The sequence below is a fragment of the Streptomyces sp. NPDC002623 genome (genome assembly GCF_053592635.1).
Genome location: NZ_JBSFWB010000017.1, coordinates 12,821 through 26,924, shown reverse-complemented (window position 1 = coordinate 26,924; position 14,104 = coordinate 12,821). Strand labels below are relative to the sequence as shown.

Here is a 14,104-nt window from a genome sequence, read left to right as displayed (position 1 = left end):
CAGGCGGGCCTGAAGCCGCTTCCTGACCGAGGAGGGCCCCCTTGCCTCGCATCCGCCTCGACATCGCCGGACCGGTCGTCACGGTCCGACTCGACCACCCGCCCCTGAACGCCTTCGACACCGCCCAGCGGGAGGAACTGGCCGCCCGCGTGCGCGAGCTGGCCGACAGCCGGGACGTGCGGGCCGTGGTGCTGTACGGAGGCGAGCGGCTGTTCGCCGCCGGGGCGGACGTCAAGGCGCTCGCCCTGATGGGACCCGAGGACGTACGGGGGTGGAACCGGGCCCTGCAGCGCACCTTCGACGAGGTCGCCCGGCTGCCCATGCCCGTCGTCGCCGCGATCACGGGGTACGCGCTCGGCGGCGGCCTCGAACTCGCCCTCGCCGCCGACTACCGGGTGGCGGCAGAAGACGCGCTCCTCGGTCAGCCGGAGGTACAGCTCGGGATCATCCCGGGTTCGGGCGGCACCCAGCGGCTGACCCGGCTGATCGGACCGTCACGGGCCAAGAACCTGCTGATGACCGGACGCCGGGTCCGTGCGGAGGAGGCGCTGCGGCTCGGACTCGTGGACGAGGTCGTCCCGTTGGGGGAGGCGCACGCCGTCGCCCTGCGCTACGCCCGGCGGCTCGCGGAGGGTCCGGTCGCGGCCCTGGAGGCGATCAAGGAGGCCGTGGACCACGGCGCCGACACCGGTCTGTCCGCCGGGCTCGCCCTGGAACGGTCCCTGTTCACCGGCGTGTTCGGCACCGCGGACGCCACGACCGGCATCCGCTCGTTCCTCGAACACGGCCCGGGCGAGGCGAAGTTCGAGGGTCCCGTTCTCAAGGACGCGGAGAACTCCGCGACCAGCCACATCGAACCTGCAGCCGACGACGCGCCGAGCGTCCACACAGAGGGGCCCCGCACATGAAGGCACTGCGCTGGCACGGCGCGCGCGACCTGCGGCTGGAAGAGGTGCCGGACCCGCCCGACCCCGCCCCGCACGAGGCCGTCGTGGAGGTGTCCTGGTGCGGGGTCTGCGGCACCGACCTGCACGAGTTCCTCGAAGGCCCGCACATGATCCGCAACGGTCCGCACCCCTTGACCGGCGCCGGCCCGCCCCTCGCGCTGGGCCATGAACTCAGCGGCACCGTAACGGCGTTGGGCGCGGAGGTGCCCGGCATCGCGATCGGTGACCGGGTGACCGCCGACCCCGTCTGGCGGTGCGGAGTCTGCTACTGGTGCGTCCGCGGCGAGTACCACATCTGCCCCAGGAGCGGTTCGGTCGGCCTCGCCTCGCCCGGCGCGTTCGCCGACCGCGTCACCGTCCCGATCGCGGGGCTCACCCGGCTTCCCGACAACGTGAGCGACGAGATGGCGGCTGCCGCCGAACCCCTCGCGGTCGGTCTGCACGCCGTCACCCGGGCCGGCGTCCGGCCCGGCGACAACGTCCTGGTCGTCGGCGGCGGCCCCATCGGCTTCGCCGTCGTGCTCGCGGCCCGGCTCGCGGGCGCCGCCGGGCTCTATGTGAGCGAACCCCTGGCGGACCGCCGGGAGAAGCTCCTCGGCCTCGGCGTCACCGAGGCCTACGACCCGCGCGAGACCGACGTACGCCGTGAGGTGTTCCTCAAGACCGGCCGCATCGGCCCGGACGTGGTCGTCGACGCGACCGGCGTCCCGGCGCTCGCCGCGCAGGCGCTGGCCACCGTGCGGCGCGGCGGACGGGTCGTGCTCGCCGGCGTCGGGCACGGCAGCGTCGAGTTCGACATGGGGCAACTGGTCTTCTACGAGCGTTCCGTGCTCGGCACGCTCGGCTACAACTTCGACATCCCCCGTGTGATCGACCTGATGAGCAGCGGGCGCCTGGACGCCTCTCCCCTGATCACCGGACGCTTCTCGCTCTCGGAAGGAGCCGGGGTCTTCGCGGACCTGGCAGCCGACCGCGCAAAGCACCTGAAGGTGCTGCTGACCCCGAAGGGACTATGACATGGACTTCGATCTGCCCGAGGAGACGCGCGACCTGCAGGACATGGTCCGTGAGTTCGCGGCCAAGGAGATCGCCCCGAACGCGGCGGAGTGGTCGGAGAAGGAGCAGTTCCCGACCCATGTCTTCACCAAGCTCGGCGAACTCGGCCTGATGGGCATGCTCGTGCCCGAGGAGTACGCGGGCGCGGGTTCCGACACCGTCTCCTACGTCGCCGTCATGGAGGAACTCGGCGCCGCCGACCAGTCGGTGGCCTCCTCCTGGAACGCGCACTCCACCATCGCCACCCTCCCCCTGCTGGCGTACGGCACCGAGGAACAGAAGCAGCGCTGGCTGGCCCCGCTGGCCAGGGGCGAGGCCATCGGGGCGTTCGGCCTGACCGAGCCCGGCGCCGGCTCCGACGCGGCCGGCATCACCACCACCGCCCGCCGCGCCGACGGCGGGTGGGTGATCAACGGCACCAAGATGTTCATCACCAACGCCGGCACCGAGATCAGCCAGGGCGTCACGCTGCTGGCCACGACCGGCAAGGACGAGGACGGGCGGAAGCGGTTCGCCACCTTCTACGTCCCGACCGGCACCCCCGGCTACGCCTGCGGGGCCAAACTGAAGAAGCTCGGCTGGCACGCCATGGACACCCGTGAACTGGTCTTCGAGGACTGCTGGATCCCCGACGACCATCTCATCGGCGAGGAGGGCAACGGGCTGCGCCAGTTCCTCTCCGTCCTCGACAAGGGCCGCATCAGCGTGGCCGCCCTGGGGCTGTCGCTGGCCAAGGCGGCGCTCGCGCTCGCCGTCAAACACGCCAAGGAGCGGCACCAGTTCGGCCGTCCGCTGTCGGCGTTCCAGGCGGTGGCGCACAAGATCGCCGACATCGGCACGGAGTTCGAGGCCGCCCGGTGGATGGTCTACCGAGCCGCCTGGCTCGCCGATCAGGGCCGCCCGTACAGCACGGAGGCCGCCATGGCCAAGCTGTACGCCTCCGAGGTCGCCAACCGCGCCGCGTCCCAGGCGCTGCAGATCCACGGTGGCTACGGCTACGTACGGGAGTCGGAGATTTCGCGGTTCTACGCCGACGCCAAGATCCTCGAGATCGGCGAGGGCACGAACGAGATCCAGCGGGATGTCATCGCCAGGGCGCTGGTGAGCCGGGCATGAGCGGTGAAGGGGCCCGCGGCGGGCGCCGTGGGCCCCTTCGGTCAGCTCGCCAGCGACGCGGAACGCCACTCTGCCTCGGGGTCGAGCGGCAGATCGGGGCGGTCGCGCTTGAACGCCTCCGCCGCCTCCTCCAGGTCCGGCAGGGCCGCGCCGGGAGCCCCGAACCCGCGCAGCAGGGTGTCGCAGTACTCGCGCGACAGATACGCGGCGTCCCAGCGGCCCTCCGGCTTCGCCCACTGGTAGGTGTGGTTGTGCAGGTTCAGGAACTGCAGGGTGGCCAGGCGCGGGTCGACCGCGCGGAAACTGCCCCGCGCGATGGCCTCCGTGAGCAGTCCCCTGACCAGCCGCTCGAACTCGGCGCGCTGGCCGAGCAGGGTCTGGAGGTAGTCGCCGGTGAGGCTGCGGTAGTCGTGCTCGTACACCCAGATGTGGTCGAGCCTGCGGAAGATGATGGTCAGCAGCGACTCCGACAGCAGGCGCAGCCGCACCAGCGGATGTGCCTCGAGCGCCGCGATCTGCCGGGCCCGGGACAGCAGCGGGGCCATCACCCGGGACTGGATCTCGATGAGCAGGTTTTCCTTCGAGTTGATGTAGTAGTACAGCGCTCCCTTGGCGAGCCCGACCGCGCGGCCCAGGTCGTTGACGGAGGTCGCCGCGTAGCCCTGGCGGGCGAACAGCTCGGCGGCCGTGTCGATGATCTTCTGGCGTCTGACCTCGTAACCCGGCCCGTGGCCCGGTGGTCTGGGCATCGCTCTTCTCCCCGCCTGATGTGTCGACGTTTCGACTGCGACATGCCCCGTCACCGCATCCGGACGGCCTCGGGCGCATCCGGGGGGAAGCGGGTCCGGGACATCTGTCGTGCTGACAGCAGTTTGCTAGACCAGACGGTACATTAAAAGTAGGACTCAGGCGGCGCGGCCTCGTGCCGCCCGGGCGAGCATTGCGAGGACGCGCATGACCACTGAGGCACCGCAGCAGACCATGGCCGGCTCCCGGCTCCCGGCGTCCGCGTATGCGGACGAACTCCTGGAGATGTATCGCCGGATGCGCCGAATCCGGCGGTTCGAGGAACGGGCGTCGGAGCTCTACAAGGCGACCGAGATACCCGGCTTCCTCCATCTGTCGATCGGTCAGGAGGCCAGCGCCGTGGGCGCCTGCTGGCCGCTCCGGCCGCGCGACGGCATCACCTCCACCCACCGCGGCCACGGCCATGTCCTGGCCAAGGGGCTGGACTCGGCGTCGATGATGGCGGAGTTGATGGGCAAGGAGGCGGGGACCTGCCACGGCCGCGGCGGCTCCATGCACATCGCCGACCCGGGCCTGGGCATCTACGGTGCCAACGGCATCGTCGGCGCCGGACTGCCGATCGCCGCCGGCGTGGCGACCGCGGCCAAGCTGCGCGACGCGGGCGATGTGGTGGTGGCGTTCTTCGGGGACGGCGCGGTCGCCCAGGGCATGTTCCACGAGGCGGTCAACCTGGCCGCCGTATGGGACCTTCCGGTCGTCTTCCTCTGCGAGAACAACCACTACTCGGAGTTCTCGCCCGCCGCCGAGCAGCACCGGGCCCCGCTCTCCGCCCGCGCCGCGGGCTACGGCATCGGATACGCGCACGTCGACGGCAACGACGTCCTCGCGGTGGCGGGCATGATGACCGACGTGGTGGAGCGGCTGCGGCGCGGCGGCGGTCCGGTCCTGGTGGAGGCGGAGACCTACCGCTGGCACGGCCACTACGAGGGCGACCCCGAGCGCTACCGCCCCGCCGAGGAGGTCGCCGCCGCCAAGGAACGCGACCCGCTGCTGGTGGCCCGCCGGCATCTGGCGGCGGCCGGGGTTCCGGCCGCGCAGGCCGACGCGGTCGACGAGGAGATCGACGAGGAGATCGAGGCGGCGGTGCGGTGGGCCAGGAGCCTGCCCGAACCGGCCCCCGAGTCGCTGTCCGACTTCGTCACGGCCCCGCGTCCCGTCGTGCCCGAGCCCGCCCCGGCCCAGGGCGAGATCTTCCGCTCCATGGACGCCGTACGCCTGGCCCTGGAGCACGAACTCACCGCCGATCCGACCGTGTTCGTCGCCGGCATCGACGTCGGCGCGGGCGGCAACGTCTTCGGGCTGACCCGGGGGCTCGCCGAGGCGTTCCCGGGCCGGGTCCGGGACACCCCGATCAGCGAGAGCGCGATCATCGGCACGGCGGTCGGGGCGGCCATGGCCGGCATGAAGCCGGTCGTCGAGATCATGTACATGGACTTCATCGGGGTCTGCCTGGACATGCTGCTCAACCAGGCCGCCAAACTGCGCTTCATGACCGGCGGCCGGGCCTCCATGCCCCTCGTGGTGCGCACCCAGTTCGGCGCCGGCCGCTCCTCCGGCAGCCAGCACTCGCAGAGCCTGGAGGCGCTGCTCGCCCATGTGCCGGGGCTGACCGTGGTGATGCCCTCCAACCCGGCCGACACCTATGGCCTGTTGCGCGCCGCGATCCAGGACCCCAACCCGGTCGTCTTCGTCGAGAACCGGCTGCAGTACGGCTTCAAGGGCCCGAAGCCGCCGGCCGACCATCTGATCCCGCTGGGCAAGGCGAAGGTGGTCCGCGAGGGCACCGACATCACGCTGGTCTCCTGGTCCCGGATGGTCCAGGACGGCCTGGCCGCCGCCGAACTGCTCGCCGCGGAGGGCGTGAGCGTGGAGGTGATCGACCTGCGCACGATCGCTCCACTGGACCGGGAGACGGTGCTCGCCTCCCTCGCCAAGACCAACCGTCTGGTCATCGCGCACGAGGCGGTACGGGACTTCGGTGTCGGCGCCGAGCTGTCCGCCCTCGCCGTCGACGAGGGCTTCTGGCACCTGGACGCGCCCGTCACCCGGGTGGCGCCGCCCGCCATGCCCGCCCCCTACGCCCCGTCCCTGGAACGGCTGTGGCTGCCCTCGCGCGACACCATCGCCGACACACTGCGGCGCATCGCGGCGGTGTGAACGCCGGTCGCACGAGGAAAGGCCCCAGGACTCTCGTCCTGGGGCCTCCCCGGTGGGCTCCGCCGTCGCCCCGGCCGTATCGGCAGGACAGGTCGGGGCGGACGGCGGGTCCGCTCGCTCCCGTGTCAGACGGTCGCGACCGGGGTGAGGGGGCTGCCCTGGGTGCCGGGCAGGTTCAGCGGGGGCGCGGTGAGGAGGAAGCGGCTGCGGTTGTGCTCGCGCAGCCAGGCGGCGAGGTCGTGCAGGTACCACAGCTCGCCCATCGGGACACCCAGCTTGAACAGGCACAGGTGGTGCAGGGGGAGCAGGGTGTGCGGGCCCTGGGCCTGGGTGACGCCCACGCCCTCGATCGCGTAGTTGTCCGACGCGATCGCGGAGATCTGCGACTCGGCGATCCAGTCGAGCAGCGCCGGGTCGTCCGCGTCGAGGTAGGCCGCCGTCTGGTGGATGGCGACCGGGTCGGGGTTCTTGTTCCAGGCGAGCACCTGGGTGGCGAAGCCCGTGTGCAGCAGCAGGATGTCACCGGGCTCGACCACGACGTCGTCGGCCGCCATGATCTCCTGGAGCTGCCGGAAGTTGACCGGCTGGTAGCCGGTGCCCAGGTGGTGGGCGATGTCGATGAGGACGCCCCGGCCCTGGACGCCGTGCTGCGCCATGTGCTCCAGGCCGAGATGGCGGGCGAAGCTGAGGCTTCCGCTGCCGTCGCCCTTGGCGTCCTCGGCGGGTCCGACGAGGTCGGTGTCCGCCCGGTAGCCGTTGTAGTAGACCGGCTCGGCGATCCCGTCGCCGTCGGCGTCGAACTCGGCGCCCTGGTGGGCGAGGGCGTCCCACTGCGTGGAGTACTGCAGCCACAGGGTGACCACGTCGTCGGACCACACGTCGATCAGGTCCGGCGAGAAGTGCTCGCTCGCCTTGATGTTGTAGAAGACGTCCTGCTGGTGCTGGAGGTCCTCGGTGGGCCGCAGGATCGGCGGGTAGCGGCGCTGGTTCAGCGAGGTGCCGCCCGGATAGTCGAGCGGCAGGCTCAGGCTGAAGGCGATCCCGTGCTCGACCTCCCGGACGCCCTGCAGCACCTTCTCGGGCGTCAGCAGGTTGATGCGCCCCAGTTCGTCGTCCTCACCGAACTCGCCCCATGTCGAACCCGGCGGTCGCTGCTTCCAACGCTTGGTCACGATAAAACGCCTCCTCAGGCCACGGTCACCGTTGACAGCCATCCGCATGCTATTGAGATTGTACCGCTCGGTCAACAAGAATGATCGGTACGTTCCGGGGCTTCATATTTTCTCGATCTCGGTAATAGACTGACTGGTCGAAACCTCTATCCCTTGGAGATGCAATGAGCGAATCCACACCGGCGTGGGTCGCGGCGGGCGTGCGTGCCGTCATCGGGGCGCACACCCAGGCCCAGGACGCCGGCCGCACCGACGACGTCGTCGCGCTGTACACACCCGACGCGGTCCTGGAGCTTCCGGGCACGGATCCCCTTCAGGGGCACGACGCGCTGCGCGCCGCCTTCAAGGGATGGGAACCCACCCAGCCGCAGCAGCACCTGGTGGCCAACACGGTCGTCACCGCCGTCGGCCCCGACGAGGCGACGGCGGTGAGCGACGTCGTCTTCCTGCAGCGCGGCGAGTCGGGCTGGGCGGTGCAGGTCGTCGGGCGCTACGACGACACGCTCCGCCATGTCGACGACGACTGGCTGCTGCACCGGCGCGTGACGACCTACCAGGCCTGAGCCGACCCCCAGGGAGAAGAAACGATGACCGTGACCACCGAAGAGGCCCTGGCCGGCGTGCAGAACGCCATCGCCGCCTACACCCACGCCCTGGACGCGGGCCGTACCGAGGTGATCCCCGAGCTGTTCACCGAGGACGGCGTCGCCGAGATCGTCGGTCAAGGCACGTTCGAGGGCCGGGAGGCGATCGGCAAGGCCTTCGGGGCCTTCGTGCCGCAGGCGCCGCAGCTGCACCTCGTCGCCAACACCGTCCTCACCTCCCCGCCCGGGGAAGAGGTGACGGCCAGCAGCAGCCTCGTGTTCTTCGTGCGCGGCGAGGCGGGCTGGGCCGCACAGCTCGTCGGCGCCTACGAGGACACGCTCGTCCGCGAGGACGGCGTATGGAGGTTCCGCAAGCGGGTCACGACCTTCAAGCCTTGAGGCTCCTGCCCGGACCCGGACGCCCGTGCCGCCTGACCGCAGGCGGCACGGGCGTTCCGTCGGCTTCAGGCCTTCGGATCCTCGGCCTTGGCGAAGGCGAAGGCCGGGAAGTCGTTCTCGGTCGACTCGCGGATCAGCTCCTGGAGCTTCCAGCGTCCGGTCGGGTTCAACAGCTGCTTGACCGGCTTGCCGGGGATGTTGGCCCCGTAGAAGTAACTGCTCTTGAGGAAGGACGACTGACCCGCGCTGTCGTTGACGAGGTCCGTCCACTCCTGCTCGGCGCCGGCCGTGACCTCGACGACCTGATGGCCGTGCTCGCGCGCGTGCACGATCAGGTCCATGACGTAGTCCACCTGGTCACCGGAGTAGCGCGGGTTGTTGCCGAGGGCGCCGTGCGGTCCGCCGGGGAAGTAGAAGTTGGGGAACCCCGCGGTCGTGACCCCGAGGTAGGTCGACGGGCCGTCCGCCCAGTACTCCTCCAGCGGCAGACCCTGACGCCCGCGCACCCCGAGCCGGTTGAGCGCGCCGGTGCCGAAGTCGTAGCCCGTCGCCCAGATGACGATGTCGAACTCCTGGTGGCCCTCGGAGGTCTCGATCCCGGTCTCGGTGATACGGACGATCGGCGTCTCGTTGATGTCGACGAGCTCGACGGTCGGCTTGTTGTACGCCTCGTAGTAGCCGGTGCCGAACGGGGGCCGCCGGCCGCCGTAGCCGTGCCCCTTGGGGATCAGCTTCTCGGCCGTCGCCGGGTCCTTGACGATGGAGCGGATCTTGGCGCGGATGAACTCGCACCACTCCTCGTTGACCGTGGCGTTCGTGGTCATGTCGTAGTAGTGCTCGGAGAGCTTGGTGAAGCCGGGCCCGTTCCACTTCGTCTCGTAGAACTCCTGGCGCTGCTCCGGGGTGTCCTCGAGACCCGAGCGCATCGTGATCTGGTGGAGGAAGCCGCTGGGCGAGGTGTTCAGGGTGTCCCGGACGGACTCGAAGTCCCCCTTGAGCTCCGCCTGCTCCTGGGGCGTGATCGGCCGGTTGTTGAGCGGGGTCAGCCAGTCGGCCACCTTCTGGAACACCGTCAGCTGCGCCACCTCGTCGGCGATCGCGGGCACGATCTGGACGCCGCTCGACCCGGTGCCGATCTGGGCCACGCGCTTGCCGGCGAAGTCCACCGGGGTCTTCGGCCAGCGGCCGGTGTGGTGCTGCTCGCCGCGGAAGTCCTCGTGGCCCGGGATGGCGGGGACGAACGGCACGGAGAGGATGCCGGTCGCGGCGACGACGTGGCGCGCCCGGTGCTCGGCGCCGTCCTCGGTGCGCACGGTCCAGGCGCCGGTCGACTCGTCCCAGACCGCCGAGGCCACCTTCGCGTCGAAGACGATGTGGCGCCGCAGGTCGAACCGGTCGACCACGTAGTTGAAGTAGCGCTCGATCTCCGGCTGGCCGGCGAAGTGCTCCGACCACTCCCACTCCTCCCACAGCTCCTTGGAGAACAGGTAGCCGTAGGTGTAGCTCTCGGAGTCGAAGCGCGCCTCGGGGTAGCGGTTCCAGTACCAGGTGCCGCCCACCCCGCCGCCCGCCTCCAGCAGCTTGGCCGTGAATCCGGACTCCCGGGCCCGGTACAGCTGGTAGATGCCGGTCACTCCGGCGCCGATCACCAGTACGTCGACCAGGCCCTGGTCCGCCGGGCTCGTCTTCGTCGTTTCGCTCATGTGCTCTCCCGCGTGAGCCTTGATTCATATGTCGACCGGTCGATCGAATATTGAGGCGAGGGTAGAGGAGGGGCTGGATTCCTTCAATGGATGCGAATCTCGCCGGGTGGATTGATTGTACCGACCGTCTGGTCTAACTTTCCCTCAGGGACGCGAAGCCGCGCAACAGGAGTCAGTCATGAATGACAAGAGCGTCGAAGAAGCCACCGATCTGCGGGCCGCGGGCTGGAAGGCCATGCGGGCCGCCCTGCCGGGCGTGTTCCCCGAAGGCGACGTCGACCTGCGGGACGGCCGCCTCGGTGAGGAACTCGTCGACATCGGTCTCACGAGTGTATGGGGGGCCCTGTGGGGCCGCGAGGGTCTCGCCCCACGCGACCGCAGCCTCGTCACGCTCGGCATTCTCATCGCCCTCGGGGCGGAGACCGAGCTGAAGACCCACGTCCGCATCGCGCTGACGAACGGACTGACCGAGGACGAGATCGCCGAGGTCGTCTACCACTCCAGCGGCTACACCGGCTTCCCGCGAGCGGTCGCCGCCCGCACCGCCGCGCGCGAGGCGCTGGAGAGCTGACCGACCCGTCCGGGACGACAGCCGTAGGGACCCCACCGAACACACGAGGAGCACACATGACACTGCAGGGAAAGGTCGCGGTCGTCACCGGCGGCGCGCGGGGCATCGGACGCGGGATCGCGACCGTGCTCGCGGCCAGGGGGGCCGCCGTGGCGGTCTGGGACCTGAACACCGAGGGCGCCGAGAAGACCGTCGCGGAGATCCAGGCCGCGGGCGGCACGGCCCTCGCGGTGGGCGGCGACGCCGCCGACGCCGAGGCGGTGGCCCGCTCCGCGGCACGCACCCGCAAGGAGCTCGGACCGGTCACGATCCTCGTCAACAACGCCGGCACGACCGCCTACGAACCCTTCACCGCCATCAGCGAGGTGTCCTGGGACCGCATGATCGCGATCAACCTCAAGGGCCCCTTCCTGGTCACCCAGGCGCTGGTCCCCGACATGCTCGAAGCGGGCTGGGGCCGGATCGTCAACATCTCCTCGTCCTCCGCCCAGACCGGCGCACCGGCCATGGCGCACTACGCGGCCTCCAAGGGCGGGGTCATCGGCCTCACCAAGGCGCTGGCGATCGAGTACATCGAGAAGGGGATCACCGTCAACCACGTCCCGCCGGGGTTCATCGACACCCCGCTGGTGCGCCAGGGCCCCATCGACGTGGACGCGGCCGCCGCCACGATGCCGATGAAGCGGGCCGGCACCCCCGAGGACGTCGCGTACGCGGTGGCCTACCTCGCCTCGGAGGAGGCGGGCTATGTGACCGGCCAGACGCTCAGCACCAACGGCGGGCGCTACCTCGTCTGACCAGCCCGCCGGACGCCCCACGGAAACACCGCACCGACCGTTGCACTGGAGCCGACAATGAGCATCGAGGACGACGTCAGGGCCCCGGCCCACGTCCTGGTAGTGGGCGCCTCCGCGTCCGGACTGACCACCGTGGAGACCCTGCGCCGCAAGGGCTACGCGGGCCGGATCACGGTGCTCGGCGACGAGCCGCACCCGCCGTACGACCGGCCGCCGCTGTCCAAGCAGGTGCTGTCCGGCGCCTGGGAGCCGGAGCGGGCCGCGCTGCGCACCCAGGACCTGCTGTCGGCGCTCGACGCCGAATTCGTCCTGGGCGACCCGGCGGTCGCACTGGATCCGGCGACGCGCGGCGTCCGCACGCGATCCGGGCGGGAACTGCCGGCGGACGCCGTCGTCATCGCCACCGGCGTACGCGCCCGGCGTCTGCCCGGATCGCAGGACCTCGCCGGCGTCCACGTCCTGCGCACCCTCGACGACGCGCTGGCCCTGCGCACCGAACTGCTGGCCGGCGCCCGGCTGGTGGTCGTCGGCGAGGGCGTGCTCGGCTCCGAGATCGCGGCCACCGCACGGACCCTGGGCCTGGACGTCACGCTCGCCGGACCGCTGTCGGCGCCGATGGCGCAACAGGTCGGCCCCCTGGTCTCCGGCGCCCTGGCCGCACTGCACACCGAGCGCGGGGTCAGGCTCCGGCTCGGCAACGCAGTCGTCGGCCTCACCGCCGAGGGCGGCCGGGTCACCGGCGTCCGGCTCGCCGGCGACGAGGTGCTGCCCGCCGACGTGGTGGTCGTCGCGATCGGCGCGACCCCGGCGACGGAGTGGCTCGCCGGCAGCGGACTGGAGCTGGACAACGGGGTGGTGTGCGACTCCCGCTGCCGGGCGGCGCAGGGCGTCTACGCCGTCGGCGACGTCGCCCGCTGGCACCACGAGAGCCTCGGCCGGCTGATCCGCCTGGAGAACCGCACCAACGCCACGGAGCAGGCCATGGCGGTCGCCGGACAGATCCTCGGCGACGACCGCCCGTACGCACCGGTGCCGTACTTCTGGACCGATCAGTACGACGCCAAGCTCCAGGTGCACGGGTTCCTCCCTGCCGACGCCGAAGTCGACGTCGTCGAGGGCGACCTGACGGCCCGTCGCTTCGTCGCCCGCTACCGCGTCGACGGCCGGGTCACCGGCGTTCTCGGCTGGAACATGCCCAAGCAGGCCCGACTGCGCCGCCAGGAGATCGTCGACGGTCTCGACACGCCCGCCCCCACCCACTGAAACGTCAGGAGAGACCCATGAAGGTTGTCGTCGACGAGGAGAAGTGCGTCGCCGCCGGACAGTGCGTGGCCGCCGCCATGGACGTGTTCGACCAGCGCGAGGACGACGGCATCGTCGTCCTGCTGGAGGAGAACCCGTCGGCCGAGCAGGCCGACGACGTGCGCAACGCCGCAGCGGTGTGCCCCGCCCTGGCGATCCGCATCGAGGAATAGCCCCCCGAACTTCTTCCCTTCCCCCACCCCACCACCGGAGGAACACCCATGGCCGAGGCAGACGTCCGGCAAGCCGCCGACGAGGCGACCTACTACTACCAGGACGACCGGGACGCCAAGTGCCCCTTCGCCCCGCCGCCGGGGCTGCGCGCCCTGAACGAGGAGGGTCCCGTCTCCAGGGCCCGGATCTGGGACGGCAGCACCCCCTGGCTCGTCACCGGCCACGCCGCGCAGCGCGCCATCCTGTCCGACCCCCGGGTCAGCTCGGACGACAAGCGGCCGGGATTCCCCTACCCGAACAAGGCCATGGCGGAGACCGCCCCTCACCACCCGCTCACGATCTTCAACTCCGACGGCGCCGACCACACCCGCATCCGCCGCATGATGACCCGCCCGTTCACCCGCCCCCGGATGGAGGCGCTGCGGCCGGACATCCAGCGGTTCACCGACGAGCTCATCGACCAGATGCTGGCGGGCCCCAAGCCGGTGGACCTGGTGACAGCACTGTCCCTGCCGCTGCCCTCGCTGATGATCTGCGCACTGCTCGGCGTCCCGTACGAGGACCACGACTTCTTCCAGGAGCACGCCTCCTTCGCCACCAGGAGCGACAAGACGGCCGACGACGACCGGCGGGCGGGCGACGCACTGGGCGGCTACCTCGCCGGACTGCTCCAGAAGAAGATGGAGGAGCCCGCCGACGACGTGCTCTCGGACTTCGCCGCCCGGATCAAGGCCGGTGACCTCACCCTCCCCGAGGCCACCCTGCTCGCCATGATCCTGCTCATCGCCGGTCACGAGACCAGCGCGAACATGATCACGCTCGGCACCGCCCTGCTGCTGGAGAACCCCGAGCAGATCGCACGGCTGCGCGAGATCGAGGACACCCGGGACGCCGCGGGCCCGGTCGAGGAGATCCTTCGCTATCTGACCGTCGCGACCTTCGGGCAGCGGCGCATCGCCGGCGAGGACTTCGAGTTCGAGGGCGCGCAGATCAAGGCCGGGGACGGCATCATCGTCCCGCTGCCCGCGGGCAACTGGGATCCGCAGGCGTTCCCCGAGCCGGAGAAGCTCGACCTCACCCGCAAGGCGAACCACCACCACGCCTTCGGCTGGGGCATCCACCAGTGCCTGGGCCAGCAACTCGCCCGCATCGAGCTCCAGGTGGTCTACGGCACCCTCTACCGGCGCATCCCGACCCTGCGTCTGTCGGTCGGCCGCGACGAACTCGCCTTCCGCCCGGCCGACGCGCTCGCCTTCGGCATCGGCGAGCTGCCGGTGACCTGGTAACCCCGGCAGCCCTGGGAGCCCCGGCAGCCCGAC

At 70.8% G+C, this 14,104-nt stretch carries 14 protein-coding genes; 11 read left to right on the top strand and 3 right to left on the bottom strand.

Annotated elements, in window-relative coordinates:
- Window positions 1-41 precede the first annotated feature (41 nt).
- From ACWD4O_RS28290 to ACWD4O_RS28280, 3 genes are read left to right on the top strand one after another with little or no spacing between them, the layout of a single operon-like run.
- Window positions 42-908, top strand: coding sequence for an enoyl-CoA hydratase/isomerase family protein (locus ACWD4O_RS28290; RefSeq protein ID WP_451284015.1), 867 nt, complete (start codon window positions 42-44; stop codon window positions 906-908).
- On the top strand, window positions 905-1,963 hold the full coding sequence (locus ACWD4O_RS28285; protein ID WP_451284013.1) for an alcohol dehydrogenase catalytic domain-containing protein: 1,059 nt from the start codon (window positions 905-907) through the stop codon (window positions 1,961-1,963). The genes ACWD4O_RS28290 and ACWD4O_RS28285 overlap by 4 nt, the downstream gene beginning before the upstream one ends.
- A gap of 1 nt (window position 1,964) precedes the next feature.
- A complete protein-coding gene (locus ACWD4O_RS28280) occupies window positions 1,965-3,119 on the top strand; it encodes an acyl-CoA dehydrogenase family protein (protein WP_451284011.1) in 1,155 nt (384 codons plus the stop codon).
- Between the two features lie 41 nt (window positions 3,120-3,160).
- Here the strand turns inward: ACWD4O_RS28280 and ACWD4O_RS28275 are convergent, their stop codons facing one another.
- On the bottom strand, window positions 3,161-3,868 hold the full coding sequence (locus ACWD4O_RS28275) for a TetR/AcrR family transcriptional regulator (protein ID WP_358804609.1): 708 nt from the start codon (window positions 3,866-3,868) through the stop codon (window positions 3,161-3,163).
- Between the two features lie 205 nt (window positions 3,869-4,073).
- On the opposite strand from ACWD4O_RS28275, the gene ACWD4O_RS28270 reads away from it, so the two are divergent.
- Window positions 4,074-6,083 carry an alpha-ketoacid dehydrogenase subunit alpha/beta gene (locus ACWD4O_RS28270; protein WP_451284009.1) on the top strand — a complete coding sequence of 670 codons (2,010 nt, stop codon included), beginning with the start codon at window positions 4,074-4,076 and terminating at the stop codon, window positions 6,081-6,083.
- A 125-nt stretch (window positions 6,084-6,208) separates the two neighbouring features.
- Here the strand turns inward: ACWD4O_RS28270 and ACWD4O_RS28265 are convergent, their stop codons facing one another.
- Window positions 6,209-7,255, bottom strand: a complete 1,047-nt coding sequence (locus ACWD4O_RS28265; RefSeq protein ID WP_451284007.1) for a cyclase family protein — start codon at window positions 7,253-7,255, stop codon at window positions 6,209-6,211.
- Window positions 7,256-7,419: 164 nt separating this feature from the next.
- Between ACWD4O_RS28265 and ACWD4O_RS28260 the strand changes: the two genes are divergently transcribed.
- Both ACWD4O_RS28260 and ACWD4O_RS28255 read left to right on the top strand, forming a co-directional pair.
- Window positions 7,420-7,818: a nuclear transport factor 2 family protein gene (locus tag ACWD4O_RS28260; RefSeq protein ID WP_451284006.1), complete on the top strand. Its 399-nt coding sequence runs from the start codon at window positions 7,420-7,422 to the stop codon at window positions 7,816-7,818.
- 24 nt (window positions 7,819-7,842) lie between these two features.
- Window positions 7,843-8,238: a nuclear transport factor 2 family protein gene (locus ACWD4O_RS28255; protein ID WP_451284004.1), complete on the top strand. Its 396-nt coding sequence runs from the start codon at window positions 7,843-7,845 to the stop codon at window positions 8,236-8,238.
- Window positions 8,239-8,303: 65 nt separating this feature from the next.
- Here ACWD4O_RS28255 and ACWD4O_RS28250 read toward each other — a convergent pair whose 3' ends face one another.
- Window positions 8,304-9,941 (bottom strand): flavin-containing monooxygenase, encoded by a 1,638-nt coding sequence (locus tag ACWD4O_RS28250; RefSeq protein WP_451284002.1) that lies wholly within the window; start codon window positions 9,939-9,941, stop codon window positions 8,304-8,306.
- 178 nt (window positions 9,942-10,119) lie between these two features.
- On the opposite strand from ACWD4O_RS28250, the gene ACWD4O_RS28245 reads away from it, so the two are divergent.
- From ACWD4O_RS28245 to ACWD4O_RS28225, 5 genes are read left to right on the top strand one after another with little or no spacing between them, the layout of a single operon-like run.
- Entirely contained in the window at window positions 10,120-10,512 is a 393-nt protein-coding gene (locus ACWD4O_RS28245) for a carboxymuconolactone decarboxylase family protein (RefSeq protein WP_358804603.1), read from the top strand.
- A 56-nt stretch (window positions 10,513-10,568) separates the two neighbouring features.
- Complete coding sequence (locus ACWD4O_RS28240) at window positions 10,569-11,309, top strand: SDR family NAD(P)-dependent oxidoreductase (RefSeq protein WP_451284000.1); 741 nt, start codon at window positions 10,569-10,571, stop codon at window positions 11,307-11,309.
- A 57-nt stretch (window positions 11,310-11,366) separates the two neighbouring features.
- Window positions 11,367-12,572: an NAD(P)/FAD-dependent oxidoreductase gene (locus ACWD4O_RS28235; RefSeq protein ID WP_451283998.1), complete on the top strand. Its 1,206-nt coding sequence runs from the start codon at window positions 11,367-11,369 to the stop codon at window positions 12,570-12,572.
- Between the two features lie 17 nt (window positions 12,573-12,589).
- Window positions 12,590-12,784: a ferredoxin gene (locus ACWD4O_RS28230; protein WP_351911183.1), complete on the top strand. Its 195-nt coding sequence runs from the start codon at window positions 12,590-12,592 to the stop codon at window positions 12,782-12,784.
- Window positions 12,785-12,832: 48 nt separating this feature from the next.
- Window positions 12,833-14,071, top strand: a complete 1,239-nt coding sequence (locus ACWD4O_RS28225) for a cytochrome P450 (protein WP_451283996.1) — start codon at window positions 12,833-12,835, stop codon at window positions 14,069-14,071.
- The last annotated feature ends 33 nt before the right edge of the window (window positions 14,072-14,104 follow it).

What these genes read in the sequence shown, in the direction of transcription:
- ACWD4O_RS28260 (WP_451284006.1), top strand. Translation starts at nt 7,420, where the DNA reads ATGAGCGAATCCACACCGGCGTGGGTCGCGGCGGGCGTGCGTGCCGTC.
- ACWD4O_RS28240 (WP_451284000.1), top strand. Translation starts at nt 10,569, where the DNA reads ATGACACTGCAGGGAAAGGTCGCGGTCGTCACCGGCGGCGCGCGGGGC.
- ACWD4O_RS28225 (WP_451283996.1), top strand. Translation starts at nt 12,833, where the DNA reads ATGGCCGAGGCAGACGTCCGGCAAGCCGCCGACGAGGCGACCTACTAC.
- ACWD4O_RS28275 (WP_358804609.1), bottom strand. Translation starts at nt 3,868, where the DNA reads ATGCCCAGACCACCGGGCCACGGGCCGGGTTACGAGGTCAGACGCCAG.
- ACWD4O_RS28245 (WP_358804603.1), top strand. Translation starts at nt 10,120, where the DNA reads ATGAATGACAAGAGCGTCGAAGAAGCCACCGATCTGCGGGCCGCGGGC.
- ACWD4O_RS28270 (WP_451284009.1), top strand. Translation starts at nt 4,074, where the DNA reads ATGACCACTGAGGCACCGCAGCAGACCATGGCCGGCTCCCGGCTCCCG.
- ACWD4O_RS28230 (WP_351911183.1), top strand. Translation starts at nt 12,590, where the DNA reads ATGAAGGTTGTCGTCGACGAGGAGAAGTGCGTCGCCGCCGGACAGTGC.
- ACWD4O_RS28280 (WP_451284011.1), top strand. Translation starts at nt 1,965, where the DNA reads ATGGACTTCGATCTGCCCGAGGAGACGCGCGACCTGCAGGACATGGTC.
- ACWD4O_RS28250 (WP_451284002.1), bottom strand. Translation starts at nt 9,941, where the DNA reads ATGAGCGAAACGACGAAGACGAGCCCGGCGGACCAGGGCCTGGTCGAC.
- ACWD4O_RS28255 (WP_451284004.1), top strand. Translation starts at nt 7,843, where the DNA reads ATGACCGTGACCACCGAAGAGGCCCTGGCCGGCGTGCAGAACGCCATC.
- ACWD4O_RS28235 (WP_451283998.1), top strand. Translation starts at nt 11,367, where the DNA reads ATGAGCATCGAGGACGACGTCAGGGCCCCGGCCCACGTCCTGGTAGTG.
- ACWD4O_RS28285 (WP_451284013.1), top strand. Translation starts at nt 905, where the DNA reads ATGAAGGCACTGCGCTGGCACGGCGCGCGCGACCTGCGGCTGGAAGAG.